19 protein-coding genes and 1 tRNA gene are annotated in these 23,213 nt (G+C 66.4%); 11 read left to right on the plus strand and 9 right to left on the minus strand.

Going from position 1 to position 23,213, the window contains the following annotated elements; translation table 11 throughout:
- The gene (locus ABDW31_RS19905) at nt 1-1,584 is read left to right on the plus strand and encodes a tryptophan halogenase family protein (RefSeq protein WP_184721807.1); all 1,584 of its coding nucleotides are present in this window, start codon (nt 1-3) and stop codon (nt 1,582-1,584) included.
- 10 nt (nt 1,585-1,594) lie between these two features.
- Here ABDW31_RS19905 and ABDW31_RS19910 read toward each other — a convergent pair whose 3' ends face one another.
- Nucleotides 1,595-2,197, minus strand: coding sequence for a peptidylprolyl isomerase (locus ABDW31_RS19910; RefSeq protein WP_184721805.1), 603 nt, complete (start codon nt 2,195-2,197; stop codon nt 1,595-1,597).
- 124 nt (nt 2,198-2,321) lie between these two features.
- On the opposite strand from ABDW31_RS19910, the gene ABDW31_RS19915 reads away from it, so the two are divergent.
- The 5 genes from ABDW31_RS19915 (at nt 2,322) to ABDW31_RS19935 (ending at nt 9,500) form a co-directional block, all read left to right on the plus strand.
- Complete coding sequence (locus ABDW31_RS19915) at nt 2,322-2,720, plus strand: YciI family protein (RefSeq protein ID WP_184721803.1); 399 nt, start codon at nt 2,322-2,324, stop codon at nt 2,718-2,720.
- Nucleotides 2,721-2,852: 132 nt separating this feature from the next.
- The gene (locus tag ABDW31_RS19920; protein WP_184721801.1) at nt 2,853-4,490 is read left to right on the plus strand and encodes an MFS transporter; all 1,638 of its coding nucleotides are present in this window, start codon (nt 2,853-2,855) and stop codon (nt 4,488-4,490) included.
- 89 nt (nt 4,491-4,579) lie between these two features.
- On the plus strand, nt 4,580-5,170 hold the full coding sequence (locus tag ABDW31_RS19925; protein ID WP_184721799.1) for an RNA polymerase sigma factor: 591 nt from the start codon (nt 4,580-4,582) through the stop codon (nt 5,168-5,170).
- Nucleotides 5,134-6,129: a FecR domain-containing protein gene (locus tag ABDW31_RS19930; protein ID WP_184721797.1), complete on the plus strand. Its 996-nt coding sequence runs from the start codon at nt 5,134-5,136 to the stop codon at nt 6,127-6,129. Before ABDW31_RS19925 ends, ABDW31_RS19930 begins: the two co-directional genes overlap by 37 nt.
- A 116-nt stretch (nt 6,130-6,245) precedes the next feature.
- Nucleotides 6,246-9,500, plus strand: coding sequence for a TonB-dependent receptor (locus ABDW31_RS19935; RefSeq protein WP_184721796.1), 3,255 nt, complete (start codon nt 6,246-6,248; stop codon nt 9,498-9,500).
- 420 nt (nt 9,501-9,920) lie between these two features.
- On the opposite strand, the gene ABDW31_RS19940 is transcribed toward ABDW31_RS19935, so the two are convergent.
- Nucleotides 9,921-12,662, minus strand: a complete 2,742-nt coding sequence (locus tag ABDW31_RS19940) for a M14 metallopeptidase family protein (protein ID WP_343699440.1) — start codon at nt 12,660-12,662, stop codon at nt 9,921-9,923.
- Nucleotides 12,663-12,841: 179 nt separating this feature from the next.
- Entirely contained in the window at nt 12,842-13,603 is a 762-nt protein-coding gene (locus tag ABDW31_RS19945) for a FadR/GntR family transcriptional regulator (protein ID WP_184721792.1), read from the minus strand.
- Nucleotides 13,604-13,978: 375 nt separating this feature from the next.
- Here ABDW31_RS19945 and ABDW31_RS19950 point away from each other — a divergent pair, with 375 nt between their 5' ends.
- Nucleotides 13,979-14,182, plus strand: coding sequence for a hypothetical protein (locus ABDW31_RS19950; RefSeq protein WP_343699441.1), 204 nt, complete (start codon nt 13,979-13,981; stop codon nt 14,180-14,182).
- 95 nt (nt 14,183-14,277) lie between these two features.
- Nucleotides 14,278-15,165, plus strand: coding sequence for a TauD/TfdA family dioxygenase (locus tag ABDW31_RS19955; RefSeq protein WP_184721788.1), 888 nt, complete (start codon nt 14,278-14,280; stop codon nt 15,163-15,165).
- Nucleotides 15,166-15,185: 20 nt separating this feature from the next.
- On the opposite strand, the gene ABDW31_RS19960 is transcribed toward ABDW31_RS19955, so the two are convergent.
- Both ABDW31_RS19960 and ABDW31_RS19965 read right to left on the minus strand, forming a co-directional pair.
- Nucleotides 15,186-15,323 (minus strand): hypothetical protein, encoded by a 138-nt coding sequence (locus ABDW31_RS19960; protein ID WP_184721786.1) that lies wholly within the window; start codon nt 15,321-15,323, stop codon nt 15,186-15,188.
- Nucleotides 15,324-15,773: 450 nt separating this feature from the next.
- Complete coding sequence (locus ABDW31_RS19965; protein WP_343699442.1) at nt 15,774-18,269, minus strand: TonB-dependent receptor; 2,496 nt, start codon at nt 18,267-18,269, stop codon at nt 15,774-15,776.
- Between the two features lie 366 nt (nt 18,270-18,635).
- On the opposite strand from ABDW31_RS19965, the gene ABDW31_RS19970 reads away from it, so the two are divergent.
- Nucleotides 18,636-19,265, plus strand: coding sequence for a TetR/AcrR family transcriptional regulator (locus ABDW31_RS19970; protein ID WP_184721782.1), 630 nt, complete (start codon nt 18,636-18,638; stop codon nt 19,263-19,265).
- On the opposite strand, the gene ABDW31_RS19975 is transcribed toward ABDW31_RS19970, so the two are convergent.
- Together ABDW31_RS19975 and msrA are read right to left on the minus strand one after the other, a co-directional pair.
- The gene (locus ABDW31_RS19975) at nt 19,262-19,612 is read right to left on the minus strand and encodes an MmcQ/YjbR family DNA-binding protein (protein WP_343699443.1); all 351 of its coding nucleotides are present in this window, start codon (nt 19,610-19,612) and stop codon (nt 19,262-19,264) included. The two genes, ABDW31_RS19970 and ABDW31_RS19975, sit on opposite strands and share 4 nt — an antisense overlap.
- The gene (msrA, locus tag ABDW31_RS19980; RefSeq protein ID WP_184721778.1) at nt 19,612-20,274 is read right to left on the minus strand and encodes a peptide-methionine (S)-S-oxide reductase MsrA; all 663 of its coding nucleotides are present in this window, start codon (nt 20,272-20,274) and stop codon (nt 19,612-19,614) included. Before msrA ends, ABDW31_RS19975 begins: the two co-directional genes overlap by 1 nt.
- A 144-nt stretch (nt 20,275-20,418) precedes the next feature.
- Here msrA and ABDW31_RS19985 point away from each other — a divergent pair.
- A tRNA-Ser gene (locus ABDW31_RS19985) sits at nt 20,419-20,508 on the plus strand.
- A 386-nt stretch (nt 20,509-20,894) separates the two neighbouring features.
- Here the strand turns inward: ABDW31_RS19985 and ABDW31_RS19990 are convergent.
- Nucleotides 20,895-21,440, minus strand: coding sequence for a peroxidase-related enzyme (locus ABDW31_RS19990; RefSeq protein ID WP_343699444.1), 546 nt, complete (start codon nt 21,438-21,440; stop codon nt 20,895-20,897).
- Nucleotides 21,441-21,468: 28 nt separating this feature from the next.
- Entirely contained in the window at nt 21,469-22,017 is a 549-nt protein-coding gene (locus ABDW31_RS19995; RefSeq protein ID WP_343699445.1) for a redoxin domain-containing protein, read from the minus strand.
- A 118-nt stretch (nt 22,018-22,135) separates the two neighbouring features.
- On the opposite strand from ABDW31_RS19995, the gene ABDW31_RS20000 reads away from it, so the two are divergent.
- Nucleotides 22,136-23,035, plus strand: coding sequence for a LysR family transcriptional regulator (locus tag ABDW31_RS20000; protein WP_343699446.1), 900 nt, complete (start codon nt 22,136-22,138; stop codon nt 23,033-23,035).
- The last annotated feature ends 178 nt before the right edge of the window (nt 23,036-23,213 follow it).

Raw genomic sequence — 23,213 nt, forward strand, 5'->3', positions numbered from 1 at the left:
ATGACCGACACCAATCCCAACGCCATTCGGAAGATCGTCATCGTCGGCGGCGGTTCGGCCGGCTGGATCTGCGCGTCCATGCTCTCGCACTTCTTCCGCAAGGACGGCGGCCATAGCAGCCCCTGTGAAATCGAATTGATCGAGAGCGAGCAGATCGGCACGGTCGGCGTCGGCGAGTCGACGATCCCACCATTCCTGCAGCTGATCTCCAGCCTTGGGCTGGACGAGCGCGAGTTCATCCAGGCCACCCAGGCCGGATTCAAGCTGGCCATTCGCTTCGAGAACTGGCGCAAGAAGGGTGACGTCTACTACCACCCGTTTGGGTCCATTGGCGGTCCGATCGGTCCGCATGAGTTCTACCAGTGCTGGCTGCGCGCCAAGGCCAACGGCCACCCGTCTGCGCTGCAGGACTTCGCTCCGGCCAGCATCATGGCCGACCAGTGGAAGTTCATGCTGCCGGACAAGATGTCGAAGACCTTGCTGTCCAACGCCAAATACGCGCTGCACATCGACGCCAACCTGGTCGCCAAGTTCCTTCGCAAGTTCTCGGAGGATCGGGGCGTCACGCGCGTCGAGGGCATCGTCGATCAGGTGGTCACCCGCAATGACGGCTCGATCGAGAAGGTGGTCCTGCAGAACGGCCACGAGGCTTCGGGCGATCTCTTCATCGACTGCTCGGGTTTCCGTTCAATTCTGAACGGCAAGGCGATGGACACGCCGTTCATCGACTGGTCGGACGTGCTGCTCAACGATCGCGCGATCACTGTGCAGACCGAGAACATCCAGCAGCCGCACCCCTATACCCTGGCTTGCGCCCAGGACTTCGGTTGGCGCTGGCGCATCCCGCTGCAGCACCGGGCCGGCAATGGCTATGTGTTCTGCTCCAAGTACATCAGCGACGACGAGGCCCGTCACGTGCTGCTGAGCCAGGTCGAGGGGACGCCGATCACCGACACTTGGCTGGTGCCGTTCAAGACCGGCATGCGCAGCAAGCTGTGGAACAAGAACTGCGTCGCTATCGGCCTGGCCGGCGGCTTTATCGAGCCGCTGGAATCGACGGCCCTGCACCTGATCTATCGCGGCATGGACTACCTGTTGCGGTTCTTCCCCGATCGTGATCTCGCGCCGTCCTTGCAGGCCGAATACAATCGTCGCATGGCCGCGGACTACGAAGAGATCCGCGACTTCATCGTGCTGCACTATCAGACCACCCAGCGCGACGACACGCCGTTCTGGCGCGAGTACCAGAAGGTCGAGCAGCCTCAGAGCCTCAAGGAGCGGATCGAGCTCTTCCGCGAAACCGGGACGTTGCGGGACGGCGTCGACGACATGTTCCGCGCCCCGTCCTGGCAGTCGGTGATGGAAGGGATGGGCATCCGACCCAAGCGCTACCAGCAGTTGGTCGACGTCGTGCCTTATGACGTGATCCGCCAGGCGCTGGACGCCTCGGCGCCGATCATCCGCCAGAATGTGTCGGGCCTGCCCGACCACGGCGAGTTCCTGGCCAGGCATTGCCCAGCCCCGCCGCCACCGCCGCCGCCCGAGCACCGGCGACCGAAGGCGGCGGCGCCGGCAGCCGTCTAGAGAAGCGGGCCTAGACCCGCTTCATCGACAGGATCTTCACCGGCGGGTTCAGGATCTGGCCCTTCATCGACGGCACGTTGGTGACGCCGTCGGTGCGGCCGGCCAGGATCTTCTTCACGACGTCCATGCCCTGGACGACATAGCCGAACACCGCATAGCCCTGGGCCGCGTCGGACTTGCCCGGCTTGGCGTCCAGATAGGGCTGGGCGCTGGCGCAGATGAAGAAGTCGGCCGTGGCCGAACCCGGCGCGTCGCGGCCCATCGAGATGGCGCCGGCCTTGTGCTTAAGGCCCGTCTTCAGCGTGCTCTCGTGGGCGATCGGCGGGGCGCGGCGCGAATAGAGCTTGGGCTGCCCCTGGATCGAGCCGGCGCCCGGCGCGCCCTTGGCCCGGTTGGCGCGGAAGAACTGCCCGTCGTCGAAGCGATGCTTGTCGACATAGTAGAGGAAGTTCTTGGCCGTGATCGGGGCCTTCTGATCCTCCAGCTCGACGACGATCGTGCCCTTGTCGGTGACGATGGCCACGCGCGGCTTGGCGGCGGCCAGGGCGGGCGAGAACGGGAAGGCGGCGAGAGCGCCGATCAGCGCGCGGCGGGCGATCTTCGAGACGGTCATGGCGGCTCCCTGGGTTCGGGTCGGTGATGGCACAACAATTCGGCCTCGTCAGCCCGCTCGCGCGATGGCGAACGCTGTTGTTCCATGCCACTGCTCGCGGATCACTTCGCCCGAAGGAAGCCGCATGCTGTACGCCATCCTGGCCTATCACGTGGAAGAGACGGTCCAAGCGTGGACGCCCGACGAGGACGCCGCCCTGATGGACGAGCTGAACCAGGTCCACGCGCGCCTTACGGCCGACGGACAGCTGGGACCGGCGGCGCGTTTGGGCGCGACGGGCGCGGGGGTCGCCCTGCGCGGGCCCGGCGAGGGCTTCGTCACCGACGGCCCCTTCGCCGAGACCAAGGAGCAGCTGCTGGGCTTCTATGTGGTGGACGCCGCAACCCAGGACGAGGCCGTCGGCATGGCGCGCGACCTGCGCCGGGCCAATCCGACGGCGGTCTACGAGATCCGGCCGGTCCTGCTGTATCTGCCCGGCGCCCCGTTTCCGGTCACCGAGGCGCCCGCCGTGGAGCCGGCCTAGCGCCTGCGAGAAAAGTGACCGCTAACAGAATTCCTCGGTCGCAAGAGTGACGTTCGGTGAGCTAGGCTTTCCGGAGATGAGCGACCGCGGCCAACGCGGCGCCGGTGAGAGAAGTAGGGAAGGGTTCGTTGTATGGGGGCTGACAGCCAGGCCGCGCCTCATGAAAAGGGCGGCAAGCGCGACGCGCTGGTGATCGGGGCGTCTTCGCTCGGCACCGTTTTCGAGTGGTACGACTTCTATCTCTACGGCTCGCTGGCCGCGATCATCACCGGCCACTTCTTCTCGGGCGTCAACGAGACGACCGGCTTCATCCTGGCCCTGCTGGCCTTCGCCGCCGGCTTCGCGATCCGGCCGCTGGGGGCGGTGATCTTCGGGCGTCTGGGCGACATCTGGGGCCGCAAGAACACCTTCCTGATCACCATGCTGCTGATGGGCGTCTCGACCTTCGTGGTGGGGCTGCTGCCGTCCTACGCCCAGATCGGCGTGGCCGCGCCGATCGCGCTGGTGCTGATGCGCCTGGTCCAGGGGCTGGCCTTGGGCGGCGAGTACGGCGGGGCCGCCACCTACGTCGCCGAGCATGCGCCGGACGGCAAGCGGGGCTTCTACACCAGCTGGATCCAGACCACGGCGACCGTGGGTCTGTTCCTGTCGCTGGCGGTGATCCTGGTCACCCGCACCACACTAGGCGAGGAGGAGTTCAAGCAGTGGGGCTGGCGCATCCCGTTCCTGGTCTCGATGCTGCTGCTGGGCGTGTCGCTGTGGATCCGCCTGAAGCTGCACGAGAGCCCGACCTTCCAGAAGATGATCGCCGAGGGCAAGGGCACCAAGAAGCCGCTCGCCGAAGCCTTCGGCAACTGGAAGAACCTGAAGATCGTCCTGCTGTCGCTGGTGGGCCTGACCATGGGCCAGGCGGTGGTCTGGTACACCGGCCAGTTCTACGCCCTGTTCTTCCTGGAAAAGACCCTGAAGCTGGACGGCGCCGAGGCCAACACGCTGGTGGCCCTGGGCCTGCTGATCGGCACGCCGTTCTTCGTCATCTTCGGCTGGCTGTCGGACAAGATCGGCCGCAAGCCGATCATCCTGCTGGGCTGCCTGCTGGCGGCGGCGACCTATTTCCCGATCTTCAAGGGCATCACGACCTACGCCAATCCGGCCCTGGCCCATGCGGAGGCTTCGGCCCCGGTGGTGGTGTCGACCGATCCGTCGACCTGCGCCTTCCAGTTTGACCTGATCGGCAAGGCCCAGTTCAACACGCCGTGTGACGTGGCCAAGGCCTATCTGGCCAAGGCCGGCGTCAGCTACAGCGTCCAGGCTGCTCCGGCCGGCGCGCCGACGACGGTCCAGGTGGGCGGCGTGACGCTGCAGGGCATGACCGCCGGCGGCGACCGCAAGGCCTGGGAAGCCGATCTGGGCGAGCAACTGACCGCCGCCGGCTATCCGGCCAAGGCCGACCCGGCCCTGGTCAATAAGCCGGCCGTCGTCGGTCTGCTGGCGCTGCTGGTGATCTATGTGACCATGGTCTACGGCCCGATCGCAGCGATGCTGGTCGAGCTGTTCCCGACCCGGATCCGGTACACGGCGATGTCGCTGCCCTATCACATCGGCAACGGCTGGTTCGGCGGCTTCCTGCCGACCACGGCCTTCGCCATCGTGGCGGCCACGGGCGATATCTATTCGGGCCTTTGGTACCCGGTGATCATCGCCGGCATCACCGCCGTTGTGGGCGCGCTGTTCCTGAAGGACACCCGACACAACGTGATCGACGATTAGGCAATCCAGGCCTTGGACCCGGCGGCGGAGCCGTCGCCGGGTTGCCATCGCCGCCTCAATCGGTTTGGTTGCGCCTCGGGGAGGCGTTTATGACGCAAGAGGATGAACACAGGCGCGCCTGGTTCCGGCGGGAAATCCTGCCGTTGGAACCGGATCTGCTAGCCTATGCGCGGCAGTTCTGCCGTGACGGCCAGACTGATCCCGAGGACCTGGTTCACGAGACCTTCGCCCGCGCCATCGCCTGCAAGACCTGGCGGGAAATCAGCAATCCGGGCGCCTTCGCCACCCGCATCCTGCGCAACTGCGCCCTGGACGCCCTGCGCCGGCGCAAGGTGCTGACCATCACCGCCGTCGCCGACTTCGAGCGCATCGAGCCGGTCGACGAGGCCCCCGGCGTGCAGGCGGTGCTCGAATCACGTGAAGAGCTTCAGGCCCTGGCCGACGCCATCGCCGAACTGCCCGCCCAATGCCGGCGCGTCTTCACGATGCGGAAAGTCTACAGCCTGTCCCCGGAAGATATAGCGGTTCGGCTGGGACTATCCGTCTCTACTGTAGAGAAGCACTTGGCAAAGGGTCTCCGGTACTGTTCCGACAAGCTGGGACGGCGTATCGGTCGCAGGAACAAGGTCGACGAAGGACGCTCATGGAGCGCGAGACGGGATCACGACGCGAAGCGGTAAGGCAGGCTGCCGCCCTCTGGGTGGTCCGGCTTGACGAGGCTTCGTGCTCGGACGCCGACCGCGCCGCCTTCGAGGCCTGGCGCAGCGAGAGTTTCGAGAACGAAGCCGCTTATGAGCGCGAAGCCGCCGCCTGGGAGCGGCTGGAGCGGGTGCGCGCCTATCGTCCCGCCGACGGGCGCGTGGACGCCGACCTGCTGGCTCCGGCCCAGCGTCCACGCCTGGAGGGCCTGAGCCGCTCGCCGTGGGCCCGTGGGCTGGCGGCCTGCGCCATGGCCGGGCTGGTGATCGCCGGGACGCTGTCGTTCGGGACCTCGACCGCCTACGCCACGGCCATCGGCGAGCGCCGGGTCGTGGTGCTCAGCGACAACAGCCGCATCGAGCTCAACACCGACAGCAAGGTCGTCGTGCGCTACCGCAAGGGCGTGCGCGAGGTGCGGCTGATGCGCGGCGAGGCGGTGTTCGAGGCCGCGCCTGACGACCGGCCGTTTGTGATCAAGGCCGCCGACGCGGTGATGTCGGCTGACGGCGTCTCCGAAATGGCCGTTCGCCTGCGTTCGGACGGCGCAATCGTGACGGTGAAGAAGGGCGCGGTGGACCTTGATCCGACGCCGAACCGCCAGCAGGCCGAGCTGCGCCTGAAGGCCGGCGTGGCGGCGATCTACGACTCGGCCGGCAGTCGCTCGCGCGCGATCTCCGACAGCGAGATCGACCGCAGCCTGGCCTGGCGCCAGGGCGCCATCGCCCTGAACGGCCAGTCGCTGGAACAGGCGGTGGCCGAGTTCAACCGCTACAATCGCCAGCAGATCCGCATCGCCGATCCGTCGATCGCCGGCCTGCGCCTGGCCGGCTATTTCCAGACCACCGAGCCGCAGAGCTTCGTCTCGGCCGTGACCCACGCCTTTTCGGTGCGCGCCGCCGAAGGCCAGGACGGCACGATCCGCCTGTCGCGGCGCAGCTGATCCTCCTGAAAAAAGTTCCGCCTGTCGCATGGCGGAAACCGCGGTTTCGCCCGTCGGACGTGTAAGGCGCCGCTCCCAAGGGGATGGAGGGCGCTTATGAGGGGTTACTAGAAAAGATGTCGATCGACACCCGCCGCACGGTTCGCGGCTTCCTGATGGCGTCCGCCGCCGTGCTGGTCCTGGCTGGTCCGGCCCTGGCCCAAGAGGCCCGCCACAGCTTCAATATTCCGGCCGGTGACGCCGTCACCGCGCTGCAGACCTTCGCCAAGCAGTCGGGCAAGCAGGTCCTGTTCCCGTTCGAGGCCGCCTCGGGCAAGCAGACGCCGGCGGTGACCGGCGATGTGGCCGACGCCGACGCCCTGGCCCGCCTGGCGGCCGCCGCCGGCTTGGTCGTCCAGTCGGACGATGGCAAGACCATCACCCTGCGCCAGGCTCCGGCCCAACGCCCCCAGTCCGTTGGCGCGGAGGCCGGCGCGAGCACTGAAGAGGCCCAGCTGGTCGAAGCCGTCGTGGTCGTCGGCTCGCAGATCGAAGGCGCTCGCACCACCGAAGCCCTGCCCGTGACCGTGGTCGGTGAAGAGGACATCATCGCCACCGGCGCCGTGTCGGGCGACGAGCTGTTCCGCTCGATCCCGCAGGCCGGCGACGTGCAGTTCCAGGAAGCTCGCACGACCGGCAACCTGAACGACGCGCGCGGCGACATCGCTTCGCTGAACCTGCGCAGCCTGGGCACCGGCAACACCCTGGCCCTGATCAACGGCCGCCGCGCCGTGATGGCGCCCGGCACCCAGACGGAGAACTTCGTCCCGGTCCAGACGGTCAACACCAACGCGTTCCCGGTCTCGGGCGTGAAGCGCCTGGAAGTGCTGCGCGACGGCGCCGCGGCCATCTACGGCACCGACGCCGTGGCCGGCGTGGTCAACACCGTGTTGGACACCAAATTCCGCGGCCTGCGCATGGAAGCTCAGATCGGCGGTTCGGAAGGCACCGGCTACCGCGAAGGCTCGTTCAATGTGAAGGCCGGCACGCGTCTGGAAGACGGCACACGCCTGACCTTCTTCGGCAACTACACCGGCCGCAGCCGGATGATGGCCACCGAGCGCGACTATGCCGTCAGCGAGGATCATCGCTATCAGGTCGAGGGCACGCCGTGGGAAGGCAACACCACCTTCGACAGCCGCACGACCTCCAGCCCCTGGGGTTCGTTCACCCTGATCCCGTCCTCGACGGTGGTCCGCCAGGGCACGACGGCGCTGACGACCTCGGGCGTGTTCCACGTCGAGCCGGTCAGCAACACCGCTGCGGGCTGCTCCAGCACCGTCCTGCCGGGCTCGATCTGCCTGAAGTCGGGCACCATCACCGGCGCGACCTCGCGCGCGCTGCGCTATGACGAGAACCCCGACCGCACCCTGCGCGGCGGCGTCGAGCGGACCAACCTGTTCTCGACGGTCGAGCGCGACTTCGGCGACATCACCGCCTATGGCGAGGCGGGCTACTACCACGCCCTGTTCACGGGCAGCCGCGAGCAGTCGGCCCCGCTCAGCACCGCCCCGATCAGCATCGCGGCCAACGCCTACTGGAACCCCTTCGGTCCCGCGACCAGCCCGAACCGCATCGCCGGCCTGACCGGCGTTCCGGCCACCGGCCTGGCGATGAACATCACCACCTACCGCCCGGTCGACACCGGCCCGCGCACCTACACGGTGACCGACGACAGCTTCCGCCTGCTGGGCGGGCTGAAGGGCTCGTGGAATGGCTGGAAGTGGGATTCGGCCATGCTGTACTCGGCCGCCCGCACCAAAGACATGACGCACAATGCGATCAGCAACACGCTGTTCCAGCAGGCGATCAACCGGACGGACGCCTCGGCCTACAACCCGTTCAACGGCGGCAACCTGGCCAACTATTCGCTGGGCGACACCACGCCGAGCGACCGGGGGGCGATCGACTCGTTCCTGATCAACGTCTACCGGATCGGCGAGACCTCGCTGGCCCTGGCCGACTTCAAGGTGTCCAAGAAGGACCTGTTCTCGCTGCCGGGCGGCGATGTCGGCTTCGCGGCCGGCGTCGAATACCGCCGCGAGACCTATCTGGACGATCGCGACGACCGCATGGACGGCACGATCAAGTACACCAACAGCGTCACCGGCCTGACCTACAACACCGACGTCCTGGGCGCCTCGGCCGCACCGGACATCAAGGGCCACCGCTCGATCATCTCGGGCTTCTTCGAACTGGCCATCCCAGTGATTTCGCCCGAGATGAACATCCCGTTCGTCGAGGAGATCAGCCTGCAGATCGCCGCCCGCGACGAGGAATATTCCGACTTCGGCAACGTGCTGAAGCCCAAGGGCGCGATCTACTGGAAGGTCGGCCATGGCCTGGCCATCCGCGGCTCGGTCTCGCAGAGCTTCCGCGCACCGAACCTGCCGCAGTTCTACGGCGACGGCACGACGGTCTCCAACTCGCGCACCGACTACGCCGCCTGCCGCCTGAACGGGGTCACCTGCTCCAGCGTCAGCACCATCGAAGTGCGCAGCGGCAACAAGGACCTGAAGCCGGAAGAAGCCGACAACGCCACGGTCGGCTTCGTCTATCAGCCGACCTTCATCCCGGCGGAATACGGCAAGCTGACCCTGACGACCGACTTCTGGTCGATCCGTCAGAAGGGCGTCATCGGCATCCTGGGCGGTTTCAACCAGATCGCCTACGACTGGCTGCTGCGCCAGCAGGGCTCGTCCAACCCGAACGTCGTCCGCGACGCACCGGTCGGCTCGGCCACGGTCGGCAACATCGCCTACATCAACGACGTCTATCAGAACCTGCAGCCGCGCATGGTTCAGGGCATCGACTTCACGCTGGACTACGATCTGAACGACACCCCCTGGGGTGACTTCGGCCTGACCTTCAACGTGGCCAAGCTGACCAAGTTCGACCAGTCGCCCAGCCCGATCGAGGCGCTGCTGTCCCAGGCCATCGCGTCGGGCGCCCTGACGGGCATCACGATCTTCAGCGCCGGCGACCAGATCAAGATGGACGGCTTCCCCGAGTTCCGCGGCACCGCCAGCTTCACCTGGCGCAACAAGGGCTGGGGCGCAGGCGCCTTCGTCAGCTATGTGGGCGAGACCTACGACACGGGTCCGGCGCAGGTGGATGGCCGCTACTTCCCGATCGAGGAGTGGACCACGGTCAACCTGTACGGCCAGTACGCCTTCAAGGAAGGCCGCATGGACGGTTCGACCTTGCGCGTCGGCGTTCGCAACGTCGGCGACAAGGCGCCGCCGCTGTCGGCCTCGAACTTCGGCTACTCGGGCGCCCTGCACAACGCCACGGGCCGCTACTGGTACATGAACTTCAGCAAGCGCTTCTAGCGCCTGCTCATCGGACCTCGGCCAGGGGCTGGACGACGCGTGAGTTTGTCGTCCGGCCGGTCGAGCCGATCGCGCCGCGAGGCCGATCCACCCACCGGATGGGTCTCAAGACACGATCATCGGCGCCGGGGCTGCCCCCCTGGCGCCGATTTCGTATCTGGAGTTGCGTGAGGTCAAAGTCGCCGGAAAGCGCCTGAGGCAACTTGGCGTCAGGGTTCTCCAGTTTGCGGTCCAGACGGGAACCCGGCCGATCGACGTCCTCGCCAGTCGGCGTCGTGAGGAAGCTCCGGGATTCCAACCCCCTTGGAATCCCGGAGCGCTTCTCGGCCCCGGAGCTGTCCTCCAGGGCCGCCTGCTACTCTCAAACTGCGTCATCCCGGTGCGTCCTGCTTTCCGGGATGACGCCTTCTCCTGGTCGGCCTATTTCGCGGCCGGCCCGTACAGCAGCCCGTTGAACAGGAACTTGAACGTGCCCCACGACTGGGCGCGCTGGGTGATCTCGGGCCCGAAGGCGAAGATCTTGCCCTTGCCCAGATCGATGTCGAGCATCGCCGTCGAGCCGTTCAGCTTCTCCTGACCCACGGCCCAGCCGCTGCGCAGCGGCTTGTCGGTGTCGAACCACGAGACCTTCGCCACGCCGGTCGCGCCAGCCTTCAGGGTGAAGGTCGGGCTGCGGTCGAAGAACACGTCGATGTCGGCCGGCGCGCCGTAGGCCAGCGGCTGCTTGGGATCGACCTTGGCGCGCAGCACTGAGCCGGGGATGTAGAACTCCCGGTTGGTGTAGGGCTTAACCTGGCCGTTCTCGGTCTTGGCGTTGGCCACCTCGACCGGCGCGCCTAAGGCGGTGGCCAGGCGGGTCGAGGCGCCGATGGCCACGACCGTGCCACCGCCCTTCACGAAGTCGGCGATCTGCGGGAGGGTCTTCTCGTCGCTGATCTTGCCCAGCCAGGCGTGGTACTCGGCCGGGATGTCTTCCGGCTTGGGCTGGGTCGACGGGCGACCGGTCTTGAACGCGCCGCCTTGCGGGGCGGGGACCACGCCGTCGGGGAAGACCAGCACGTCGAAGTCCTTGGCAATGTCGCCGGCGTCCAGGCGCTGGGGATAGACGACCTGGAAGGGGGCCTCGAACTGCTCGAACATCCAGCGGTTCCAGCCCGAGGGCATCGAGCCGCCATAGACGTCCACCAGGCCGATGCGGATCGGCTTCAGGGCGATGGTCGCGCCGGCGGGCTTGGCGCCCACGGCCCAGGCGTCGACGCCCAGATCCTTGACGCCCTGTTCCAGCACGGCTTGAGCCGCCGGCGAGGCCGGGACCCAGATCGCGCCCGCGCCGAAGGCGGTCTTGCCGGCCTTGGCGCCGTCCTTCAGCCACTGCACCTGGGCGCCGGCCTTCAGCAGGCGGTTGGTCAGGGTGAAGCTGGCGTTGGTCTCGTGGCTGATCAGCCAGCCGGCCTTGCCCGAACCCTTGATGGCGCCAGGCGTCACGGCGATCAGGTCCGGCACGCGGGCCGTGGGAGCGGTGAAGCCGCCCAGGATGCGGTCGAACTTGATGCCCATCTGATAGGCCAGGGTGTAGCCGGTGACGTCGTAGGGCGCCTTGGGCGGGCCGCCGGGATACTCCAGGTCGTGCGGGTGGTCCTGGGGCTCGAACATGTCCAGCACGTGCGGGCGATAGGCCTGGGCCGTGCGCACCACGTACGAGCCGGCCGGATAGGTCTTGCCGCCGATGGTGAAGGCCTTGGTCGCCTTCTCGACGTCGACGCCGGTCTTGATCAGGGCGTTGAGGAAGGCCGTGACAGTCGGCATGTCGGCCTGGTCGGACGGAATGACATAGCCGCGCGGATCGCGGGCGTTCGGCGTCTCCAGCACGGCCTTGTACAGGGTGGGATCGACGGCGGCGCCGAACGGGCCGGGCTTGCCCTTGCCGGCTTCCTGCAGGGCCTCGACGCGGGTCGGCGTCATGGTCCAGCTGTCCTGGCTGCCGCGCTTGATGCTGTTGTCGCCCATCTTCCAGATGTTGAAGAGCAGGCGCTCGCGGTTGCGGGCGGCGTAGTCGATGACCGACAGATTCATGGTCATCTGGTAGTCGAGCGAGTCCTGCAGGCGCCAGACGCGGGGCGCGATCGGCGCAGGGCGGTCGTTGTTGGGCAGCTGCAACTCGGGGACCAGATTGACGGTCGTCGGGGTCGGGCCGCCGATGATCTCGGTCAGCAGGCCGATGGCGTTGTGGAAGTAGGCGACCGAGCGCTCCATGCCGTTGTGCCAGGTCGAGTACGACGCGGCGCTGCGGGCGCCCGAGCCGCGCTTGTCCTCGGCCACCAGACGGCTGTGCATGGCCATGCCGACTTCCTGCAGCTCGGTCATGACCAGCGGGTCGTAGTTGAAGTTGAACGGGTCGCGGAACGGCGGCACGAACACCACCATGCCGTTGGGGCCGGTCTGGTGCTGGTTGTAGACGATCTGCGGGAACCACTCGCGGAACAGCTGGCGATTGACGTTGGTCGTTTCGGCCATGGCCGAGAAGAAGCTGTCGCGGTTGTTATCGTGGCCGACGTACTTCTGGTACAGGCGCGGCAGCGAGTTGAATTCCCGCTTCTTGGGATCCTCGTTGCGCATGTACCAGTCGCTGACCATCTCCATGCCGTCGGGATTGTCGTGGGCGAACAGGATGATGGTCTCGTCCAGCAGGCGCTGGGTCTCGGCGTCCTGGGCCGTCAGCATCCGGTGCAGAACCTGGATCTGGCCTTGCGAGGTGATGGTCTCGGAGGCGTGCAGGCCCGCGTCGATCCAGACGATCGCCTTGCCTTCCGCCGCGAGCTTGGCGGCCTCTTCCTTGGAGACGCCTTCAGCCTTGGCCAGCTTGCGCGAGATCTCCTTGTAGCGATCCAGCTTGGCCAGGTTGGCCGGCGAGGAGACGATGGCCATCCACTGGGTGCGGCCTTCCTCGGACTTGCCGATGTCGACCAGCTTCATGCGGTCTGACGCGGCGGCCAGGCTCTTCAGATAGGCCTCGTAGGCGGTGTAGTCGGCCAGGAAGTAGTCGCTGCCCACCGGCTGGGCGAAGGCCTTGTCGGGAGAGGGGATGTCCGCGGCGAACGCGACCCCACTGAAGGCCAGCACAAGGCCCAAGGCCGCACCGGCCATTGCTCCGCTACGCGTCATCGAATTCCCCTTACGCTCCCCGCGGGCACGAGCAGTGTCCGCTTATGAAAGAATGACGGGAGAGGAGGGGCTTTCCGCAAGCCGACCGGCGGCAAAAATGACGTTTTTTGGAAGCGCGGCGCGACTTTTCTCACGAAGCATTCCGGGGTCTGATCGGATCGACCAGATGGCGGAATGGACTAGAGCGACGAGCGCCTGGCCAGCTCTGTACGGCGGGCCGCGACCTCGTTGCGCGCACGCTCAAGGGCGTCGATCTCGGTGGCGGTCAGCAGGTTGTCGATCACCTGTCCCAAGTGCTCGCGCATGGCGTTGCGGGCCTGGGCCGGATCGCGCTCGCGCAGGGCCGAGAGAATGGCCTGATGGTCGTGGATCAGCGGCCGGGCGACCATCTGACGGGCGCGGGACAGCATGGCCCGGCACAGCGGCGACTTGTAGCGCAGGTCCCACAGGTTCTCGACGACCGTGACCAGGGCGGCGTTGCGGCTGGCGCCGGCGATGGCGATGTGGAAGCGGCGGTCGGCCTGCTCGCCCTTGTCGGTGTTGTCGCCGGCCACCAGCATCTCGTCCAGGATCGAGGCCAGCTCGGTCAGCTCTTCCTCGGTGATGGTGGCGGCGGCCAGGGCGGCGACCTCGCCCTCGATCAGGCGGCGGGCTTCGGTCAGCTCGAAGGCCCCGATGTCGAGATCGGGGGCGGGGGCCTCGGGGCGTGGGGCTTCGGTGACATAGATGCCCGAACCGTGACGGGCCTCGACCAGGCCGCGGATTTCCAGGGCGATCATCGCCTCGCGCACGGTCGGGCGGCTGACCTTGTACTCTTCGGCCAGGTCGCGTTCGGACGGCAAACGCTGGCCGGGCTTGTGCAGGCCGTCGCGGATCGCATCGGCGATCGAGCTTGCGACCTGCTGGTAGAGCTTGCGAGTTTCGGCCGTCGAGATCGTCATAAACAAAAGGGTCCTGACCGGTTTGCCAGCGCTTCGGAGCCTATTGCATCGCCTTTCACAGCGCTACAGCGCTGGTGAAGCTTCAGCATAGATGCGTGTAGTTGAGCTTTGGCGGTATGAAAGCGGAGGTTTTTCAGGTCTTCTGGTAAATCTTTCAAACCGTTTCGTCGGGTTGTCGACGAACTTAAATGATCGATCTAAGGTTTGTGCGGTCGCTTTATGACTCTGAAGGTGTTAGCCTGTGGATATTGTCGGCAGCATCATCCTTCGAGCGCCGGTGACTGAGAGATGAAGCCTTGGCTTCTGCTCCCGCTCGGAAAAGCCGGAGCGTAAACCGTGCCTACATTTTTGTACTACCCAAGGCGCGCCGACGGCGTGTCCCTGACCTTTATTGCTGGATCTGCCAGCGATGACCGCAATGCGCTGGATCTGGCGGGCGAGATCGCCGAGGCCCACGACTGCGCCAGCGTTTTCGTCTACGAACCCATGCCGACCGGCGACGAGCGCCTGGTGGGCGAGGTGCGCCGCAAGAGTGTCGCGTCCAAGGCCCGAACGGGCGCCGAACCGCTGGACGCCTGACGTCCCGGTTAGATTATCTGGATTGAGAGAACGTCGTTCAGTCGTAGGGTGGTCGCACAAACCGCCCGCGAAAAGGGTGTGTCCGGGAGGACGCCATGAACGCGCCTGTTTCCATCTCGCACAATGACGCTGTCGACTATGCCGGCTTGACCGTCACGCCCGCCGGCCCCGTGCTGGGCGCCGAGATCTCGGGGGTCGACCTGACGCAGGATCTCAAGCCCGAGATCGTGGCGGCGATCCGTGCGGCCCTGTTGCGCCACAAGGTGGTGTTCTTCCGCGACCAGGACATCGCTTACGAGGACCATGTCCGCTTTGGGCGCTATTTCGGCGATCTGGAGGGGCATCCGGTGACGGCCCATGTGCCGGGCTTTCCGGAAATCCTGCACATTGAGGCCGCCGATGGCATGAAGTTGCGCGAGGACATCGTGCCGATCGTGCGGGCGGCCAATAAGTGGCACACCGACGTCACCTTCCGCGAGGCGCCGTCGATGGGCGGAGTGCTGCGGATGCGGCACATGCCGCCGCTGGGCGGCGACACCCTGTTCGCCGACACGGCCGCCATCTATCGCGACCTGCCGCAGAAGCTGAAGGATCAGCTGGCGACCCTGAGCGCCGAGCACGACATCATTCAGAGCTATGGCTATCGCGTCGACGAGGCCAAGCGTCAGGAGCTGCGGGCGGCCTATCCGCCGATGGTCCATCCGGTGGTTCGCACGCACCCGGAGACCGGCGACAAGCACCTGTTCGTCAACAAGGTTTTCACAACCCGGATCCTGGGCCTGCCAGAGGATGAGGCCAAGGCGCTGCTGAATGAGCTGCTGGACCGGGTGAAGGCGCCGGAATACCAGGTGCGCTTCCGCTGGACGCCGAATGCGATCGTCTTCTGGGACAATCGGGCCACCCAGCACTACGCAATTCTGGACTACTGGCCCCAGGAGCGGATCGTCGAGCGCGTGACGATCAAGGGCGACAAGCCCTTCTGAGCAACCCTAGGTCTTTGGGCCTAGAGGGCGTGCGCGACCAGGCGGACGGCGTCGATCAAGGCGACCCACAGAAGCAGCGTCGCGGCCAACGGGGCCACGCGGCGTTCCAGCGTGGCGCGGGCGTTAAAGCTGATGGCGAGGCTATGGGACAGCGTCATGGTCGTCGGTGGCCTGTGCGAGGGTTGCGGCGGTCTCTGTGGTCGTTTCCAGGAAGCGTTGAACGGTAGCGCTTCGCTAGGGATTTAAAGTTGCACGATTAAGTCGTGTACAATGTTTTACGTTTCGGAGGCGTTGGGGCGGGGCCGTGGTGGAAGACGGGACCTTGGAAGCCGGGAGTGGGGAAAGCGAGCCGGCTGGGTCATGTCCAGCCGGCTCATACAAAAAAAGTTGTCGGACGCGGTGGGGTGCGCCGAGTTCCTGACACATCGACGAGTCCGGCCCTCAAGGCAACGCTCGTCTGTGTCACAGCTGTGCGACAAAGGCGCACACGCGCTCCGGATGCAGGTAACCACAACAAGAAAAGGGCGGTTCGCGAGGTGCGAACCGCCTGCAGGTGGGGTCTCAAATACGCGTGAAAGCGGCCGCCGCGAGGGCGGCCGCGATCGTCCCTAGAAGCTCTTGCGAACCGTCACGCCGTAGGTGCGCGGGGCGCTGGGATAGCCGCTGTAGCTGCCGTCCTGGGACACGGTCGGGAACGTCGAGATCAGGTACTTGTCGTTGGTCAGGTTGCGCGCAAAGACCATCACTTCCAGCTGGTGAGGCGTGTTGGTGACCCCCAGCGAGGCGTTGACGATGTTCTGGTCGAAGCTGGACAGGTTCGGCGGAGTCGTCTCGGTCAGGTGGGTCTTGCTGGTGTAGTTGTATTCCACCCGCATGAAGCCCTGATAGTCGGCGCTCAGCTCCTTGTTGATCGTCGCCGAGGTCGAGAACGACCACTTCGGAATGCCGGCCGGGGTGTCGCCCGTCAGGTCGCGGAAGTTCGGACGCAGGCCGGTGGCCGGGTTCACCGGGCAGCGGGCGGTGTCGTAGTTCACGCAGGCCGCGCCGGTGAAGCTGTCGTACTGGGCGTCCAGATAGGTCACCGAGGCCGCCAGGTTCAGCCATTGGACCGGACGCCAGGCGCTGTCGATTTCGAAGCCCTTCACCGACTGCTCGCCGGCGTTGACCAGGCTGTAGCCCAGGCCTGTGAAGGCGTTGGACTGGAAGCCCTGGATCGACTGCTTGAAGGCCGCCAGGTTGGCGTAGCCGCCCGGGAAATTGGCCTTCAGGCCGATTTCATAGACGTCGACATCTTCCGGATTGGCGGTGCGGCCCACGCCGTTGGCGTTCGGCGGACGGCTGTCCGACGACAGGTTGTAGGCGCCGGCCTTCCAGCCCGTGGAGTAGCTGACATAGGCGTTGATCGGGCCGAAGTCGTAGGCGGCGCGCACGGCGTAGGTGACCTTGTCGCCCTTCAGCTGACCGGACTCGGTGGCGTTCGGGTAGTTGACCGGGGCGTGGTTGGTCGTGTTGCCGTAGAAGAATTGCAGCGCGCCCAGGGCGTTGTAGATGTTGCCGGGCAGGCCCAGGGCCGGGAACTGCGGCACGGCCGCCAGGTTCAGCGCCGAGAACGGGTCGTTCAGGACGACGTTCGAGCGGGCCTTCTTCTCGTCGTTCAGATAGGCCAGACCGCCCGTCAGGGTCAGCTTGTCGGTGACCGCATAGTCGACCTGACCGAACAGCGAGTACGACTTCTGCTTCATGTTGTAGAAGTCGTTGATGCCCTGGCCGGCCTGGAAGTAGGTCGAGCCGGGACGCACCAGGGTCGGCGTGGCCAGGCTCTGCAGGAATTCCAGCGCATAGATATTCGAGCGACCGGTCAGGGCCGGACGGATCGCGGCGGGCAGGGCGCCCAGCAGCGCGGCCGGCACCGGACCCGAGAGGGCGTCGGCGAAGGCGCGGATGTCGCTGCCGTAGGTGATGGTGCGGCCGGTATCGAGCTTTTCGTCTTGGTAGAACGCGCCGGCCAGCCAGTTGATCGGCCCGTCGCCGCTGGACGCCAGGCGGATCTCCTGGGTGAAGGTCTTGATGGTGTTGGCGGTGCGGTTGTTGGAGATGTCCGCGCCGGTGAAGTCGATGTCCTGGAACGAAGCGCTCTTCTGGTTCCGGTAGGCGGTGATCGCCGTCAGCTTGGCGAAGCCCAGGTCGTGGTCGATCTGGCCCGAGATCCCCTTACCCGACAGGGTGTTGTTGGGGTCGGTGTTGAAGATTACCTCGCGGTCGAAGATCTTGGCCGGGTTGCCGATCGGCTTGCCCAGCACGCCGCCGATGGCCAGGGTGGCCGGACCGTTCAGGATCGAGCCGACGGCGCAGCAGGTCTCGTCGATCTTGTTGTAGTCGGCGATGATCCGCACCGAGGTCTTGTCGGTCGGCTCCCACAGGGCGTCGCCGCGCACCGACCAGCGGTTACGGTCGTTGACGTCGTTGCCGGTGGTCAGGTTGGTGAACAGGCCGTCGCGCTTGTTCAGGCTACCTGAGACGCGGAGCGCCAGGGTGTCGCTGACCGGGCCGGTGAACGTGCCGCGGATCTGCCGGGTGTTGAAGTTGCCGACGCTGGCTTCGATTTTGCCGCCGGCTTCGAACTGCGGGCGCTTGGTGACGATGCTGATGGCGCCGGCCGACACGTTCTTGCCGAACAGGGTCGATTGCGGACCGCGCAGCACTTCGACGCGCTCGATTTCCGGAAGGTCGTCCAGGGCGGCGGCCGAGCGGCTGCGATAGACGCCGTCGATGAAGACGCCGACCGAGCTTTCGATGCCGTCGTTGCCGTTGCCGTTGCCGAAGCCGCGGATGATGAAGTTGGTCTGGCCGGTCGCATTAAACTGCGAGACCTTCAGCGAGGGCACGACCGTCTGCAGGTCGATCAGGTCGCGGACCTGGGCTTGTTCGATGGTCTTCTGGCCCGTGACGGCGACCGAGATCGGCACGTCCTGCAGGGTCTGTTCGCGTTTGGTGGCGGTGACGACGATTTCGTCGATGACGCTATTGGAGGATTGCTGGGCGTAGGCAGGTGCGGCGATGGCGAGCGCCAGGGCTGACGCCCCCAGCAGGTGGACGTTTCTCATGTTCAACTCCCTGTATTTTTTTATGCGCCGCAGTCTTCCCCGCTCCGGCTCGAGCATGCCGAAGTTTCCTGGTGGGGAGCGCGGTCGTGTTGACGTTGGGGAACTGCGATCCTGGCCGTGCGTCCGTTCCGCGTGAGGCGGTCGGGTAAGCCTGGCCGAGGATAGTGACGCTTTGCGTCATCGTTCGCCCCTAGCACGCCCGGTCTTGCATCCCGGTACGTGGCTGGGCCGATTTTAATATGAACTCGATATTCTAGCGCAAGTTAGAATTTATCGGATTGATCCCGGTCACGTTCAGGACGAGCATCTTTGTCCGGAAAAGCGCTGGGCGACAGAATCGAGCGCGCCGGACGGGAGAGAGCGCGGTTGCCGAAGGGTTTGGACCCCGCAGCCCTGGTCGATGACGCCAGGCCGTTGGCGCAGAGCCGGAAATCCGAGCAGAAACGCGCGGAGATCCTCGGCGCGGCCATCAAGATCATCAACGCCAAGGGCTTTGCGGCGGCGACCATGACCGAGATCGGCGCGGCCTTGGGCCTGCGCGACGCGGCGCTCTACTACTACTTTCCCAACAAGCAGGCCCTGGCCTTCGCGGGCCATCAGCGCTCCCTGGAGCGGTTCGAGGCCATACTGGTGCGGGTCGAGGCCGGCGGGGGCATGGGCCTGTGCAAGCTGCGGCGGTTCCTGAAGGCGGTTCTGGACGACGGGGTCGAGAACGGTCCGCAGCTCTATTTCGGCGACCACTCCTATCTCGAGCCCGCCCAGCAGGCGGCGATCGAGGGCTGGACCGCGCGGCTGAGACTGCGGCTGGAGCGCTTCCTGGAGGAGGGGCTGGCCGACGGCACCATCGCCCCGTGCGAGCCGGCCCTGGTGGTCCAGCTGCTGGTCGGCATGCTGATCTGGCTGACCCAGTGGGCTCCGGGTACGCCGGGCCTGACCAACGAGCGCCTGCTGGAAGCGATCGAGACCACGGCCCTGCAGGGTCTGGCGAAGGCCTAGAGCCCCAGTTCGGCCCGGGCTTTCTTCGTCAGCTTGGCGGCGATCAGGCCATGGGCGGTCCGCACCCAGTCGGTGACCGCGTCGGCGTCCAACTCGGCCAGGTCCGGGAAATGCACCCACTTGGCGCGGGCCAGATAGGGGGCGGGCGCAGCGCGGCCGCTCTCGGTCAGGACCTCGAACGCCACGTCCGAGGCCTTGAACGAGATGCCGCCGCCCAGGGTGACGCCCGTGCCGCGGACGGCGAACATCTTGCCGCCGACCTTGAACACGTGATCGTCGCCCCACTGCACCGACAGGGTGGCGCCCGGCAGGCCCAGGCAGGCCTTGTCGAAAGCCTCAGGCGTCATCAGGCTTCGGCGCTCGCATCGACGCCCAGGCCGATCGGGCAAACCACGCCGGTGCCGCCGATGCCGCAATAGCCGTTCGGGTTCTTGGCCAGGTACTGCTGGTGATAGTCCTCGGCGAAGTAGAACGGGCCGGCGGCCTCGATTTCGGTCGTGATATCGCCCAGGCCCTTGGCCGACAGCGCCTGTTGGTAGGCCTCCTTCGACGCGATCGCGGCGGCGGCCTGGGCGTCGTTGGTGGCGTAGATGCCCGAGCGGTACTGGGTGCCGATGTCGTTGCCCTGGCGCATGCCCTGGGTCGGGTCGTGGTTCTCCCAGAAGGTCTTCAGCAGCGCCTCGTAGGTCACAACCTTCGGGTCGAACACCACCAGCACCACCTCGGTGTGGCCGGTGCGGCCGGTGCAGGTTTCCTCATAGGTCGGGTTGGGGGTGATGCCGCCCGCATAGCCGGCGGCGGTCACGTAGACGCCGGGGACCTGCCAGAACACCCGCTCGACGCCCCAGAAGCAGCCCATGGCGAAGATCGCCGTCTCCAGGCCGTCCGGGTACGGGCCCTTCAGGGCGTGGCCGTTGATGAAGTGGGTCTCGGCGGTGGGGATCGGCGCGGAACGGCCTGGCAGGGCGGTGTCGGCGGTCGGCAGGTCGAGGGTTTTCTGGAACAGCATGGCGGGCCTTTCGGACGCGGAATTCTTCGTCGCTGGATATAGGCGCATCCGACGCGGGTTTCATCCTTGCCCTGAGCCTGCCCCTGAGTATATTGCGCGCCTTCCCGCGCCGGGGGTCTCAACCACCCCCGACTCGATTGCGCTGGTGAGGTGGCCGAGTGGTTGAAGGCGCACGCCTGGAACGCGTGTATAGGGGAAACTCTATCGAGGGTTCGAATCCCTCTCTCACCGCCACCGCCCTTGCTAGGGTGTTGATTTTCTTCATGAAAATCGTGCCGCTTTAATTGGGTCCTACCCTGGGTCCCACTTTGGAACGGCCATAGCCGCCGCGTTTTCGGGCCGCGAGCGGGTTGTCATTTCCGTGGCGGGACGCCAGGCGCTCATTTCTTGGCGCGACATCAGGCGTCGTCGCAAAGATCTGGCGCGATCGCGCGGTCGTGGGAAGCGCTGCAGCGCCCTGTCAAATCAACTTGGAAAGCCAAGGTTGGCCTGGCTATCGCTGGCCAGGCCTCCTTTGAAATGCCTCAACGACCCAAATGCGGCCGTCTACTTGCCTCGCGCGCCGCGGAGACGACGGGATCAAGCGGGCGGGTGAAAAGCTCGCGGTTTTAAGATTTCGCTCAACCCGCGCGCTTCAAGGCGATCGACGGGAAGTCGACCGGCACGTCCAGCGCGACGTTGACGTAGTTGGTGAAGAGATTGAGCGCCACATGGGCGATGATCTCCACGACGCCTTCGTCGTCGAAGCCGGCGGCCTTTAGGGTCGCCACATCGTCGGCGCTGACCGCCGCGCGATCGCGCACCACCTTCAGCGCGAAGGTCAGGGCCGCCTGGGTGCGCGGATCGGCCGAGACGCCGGCCTGAGCGGCGGCCATCTCGTCAGACGTTGCGCCGGCCTTGCGGCCCAGGGCGGTGTGGGCGGCCAGGCAGTATTCGCACGCGTTGGCGTTGGCGATCGCCACGGCGATCTCCTCGCCCAGACGCGCGCCCAGCGTTCCGCCGCCCAAGGCGCCGAACGCGCCCCACAGGCTGGTCAGGGCCGCCGGCGAATTGGCGACCGCCTTGAACATATTGGGGACGACGCCGAACGCGCCCTTGATCTGGTCGAGGGTCGGCTTGACCGCGGCCGGGGCAGCGGCGGGGTCGACGAGGCTGATGTTGGCCATGGGTGTTCTCCTTTGTTGAACTTGAGGGTCAGTTGGGAAGAGGGGCGGGGCAGGCGCCGGCGGCGCAGTCGTTCGCGTGAGAAGGCTCGGCCTCGTCGCGCGTGGCGTCCTGGAGGATCCGGGTGATCTCGGCTCCGACGTTGAGGTCGGGCGCCTGGCCAAACACCTGGCGGCGCAGGCGGCCCTGGGCGTCGATCAGCACCAGGGTCGGGGTGCCGCGCATGCGGTAGGCCGACATGGTTTGCGGGATCGGATCGTCGATTCCGGCGGCGTCGATGCCGACCGGAAAGCCGATCCGGTACTCGTGCAGGAAGGCCTCCAAGGTCTCGGCGCTGTTGGCGGCGTGGTGCTCGAACACGCTGTGCAGGCCAACGACGGCCAGGGCGTCCCCGGGGAAGGCCTCGCGCAAGCGCTGGGCCTGGGGCAGGGCGTGGCTGACACAGCCGGGGCACAACATCTGGAAGGCGTAGAGCGCCACCGCCTTGCCGCGTAGCGCTGGCAGGTCCAGCGGCGCTGACGTGTTGAACCACTGGGTCGTCGACCACGACGGCGCCGGGGCGTTGATGATGGGGGCCATCTTGAGGATCTCCGCGGCCACGAGGACCGCGACCGATGCAGCCAAGGTGGGCGTTGAAATCTGCAGCGGGACCGCCCAGTTTCGCCTAGCGGTCATTCAGATTTGCATGGGGTGAGAGATGGACTGGGATGATCTGCGCGTCTTCCTGACGGTGGCCCGGCTTGGCAGCCTGACCCGCGCGGCCCAGGTGCTGGATCTCAGCCAGCCAACGGTGGGCCGGCGGATCGCCGCCTTGGAGAAGCGCACCGGTTCGCGGCTCCTGGAGCGCACGCCCACGGGCTACGTCCTGACCGTCGCCGGCGCAGCGATCCTGGCCAATCTGGAGCGGATGGAGGGCGAGGCCCTGACCGTCGAGCGGCTGATCAGCGGCCACGATGCGGGCCTCAGCGGTCCTGTGCGCGTCACCGCCATCGAGTGGTTCGCCGCCCGCACCCTGGCGCCGATCTACGCCGACTTCAGCCTTCGCCACCCCGAGGTGACGATCGAACTGCTCACCGACGTGCGCCTGTTTAGCCTGACCCGGCGCGAGGCCGATATCGCCCTGTCGTTCAACCGCTTTGACCAGGCCGATATCTTCCAGCGCAAGGTCGCCGACGTGCCGCACGCCCTGTTCGCCGCGCCCGACTACATCGCCCGCCACGGCCGTCCCAGTTGCGCCGACGGCATGGACGGCCACGCGGTGATCCAGATGGACGAGCAGCACGGCGGCCAGGTCGACGCCGCGTGGTTGGCGGGCCTGGCCGCCAGCGCCCGCATCGTCCTGCGTAGCAACAGTCGCGAGGCCCAGGCCCGCGCCTGCGCGGCCGGCGCCGGGGTGGCGGTGCTGCCCAAGTGTCTGGGCGAGAAGACGCCGGGCCTGGAGGAGATCGTCACGCCCTCGCCGCCGCCCAGCCGCACGGTCTGGCTGGGCGTCCACCGCGACGTGCGCCACACGCCCCGCATCCGCGCTCTGGTCGAAGCCACAGCAGAGGGCTTGAGAGCGTCAGGCTACCTCAATGACGACCTCAAAAACCCATAGCGATCTCAGGCGCCCATGGGGCGCAAGAGTCCGCCAAACTGTTCATCCCAACCCGCCCCAGGCGGCGTCGTGGCGTCCTATTAATATACTGAAATTGTTTGGGTATTTATGAGTATTGTGTCATGCTGTCCGCCTGGGTCCTGCCCCGTCCCCCGTCGGAAATGGGGCCCAGAGTAGG

This window comes from Caulobacter sp. (assembly GCF_039596335.1).
Classification (GTDB): Bacteria; Pseudomonadota; Alphaproteobacteria; order Caulobacterales; family Caulobacteraceae; genus Caulobacter.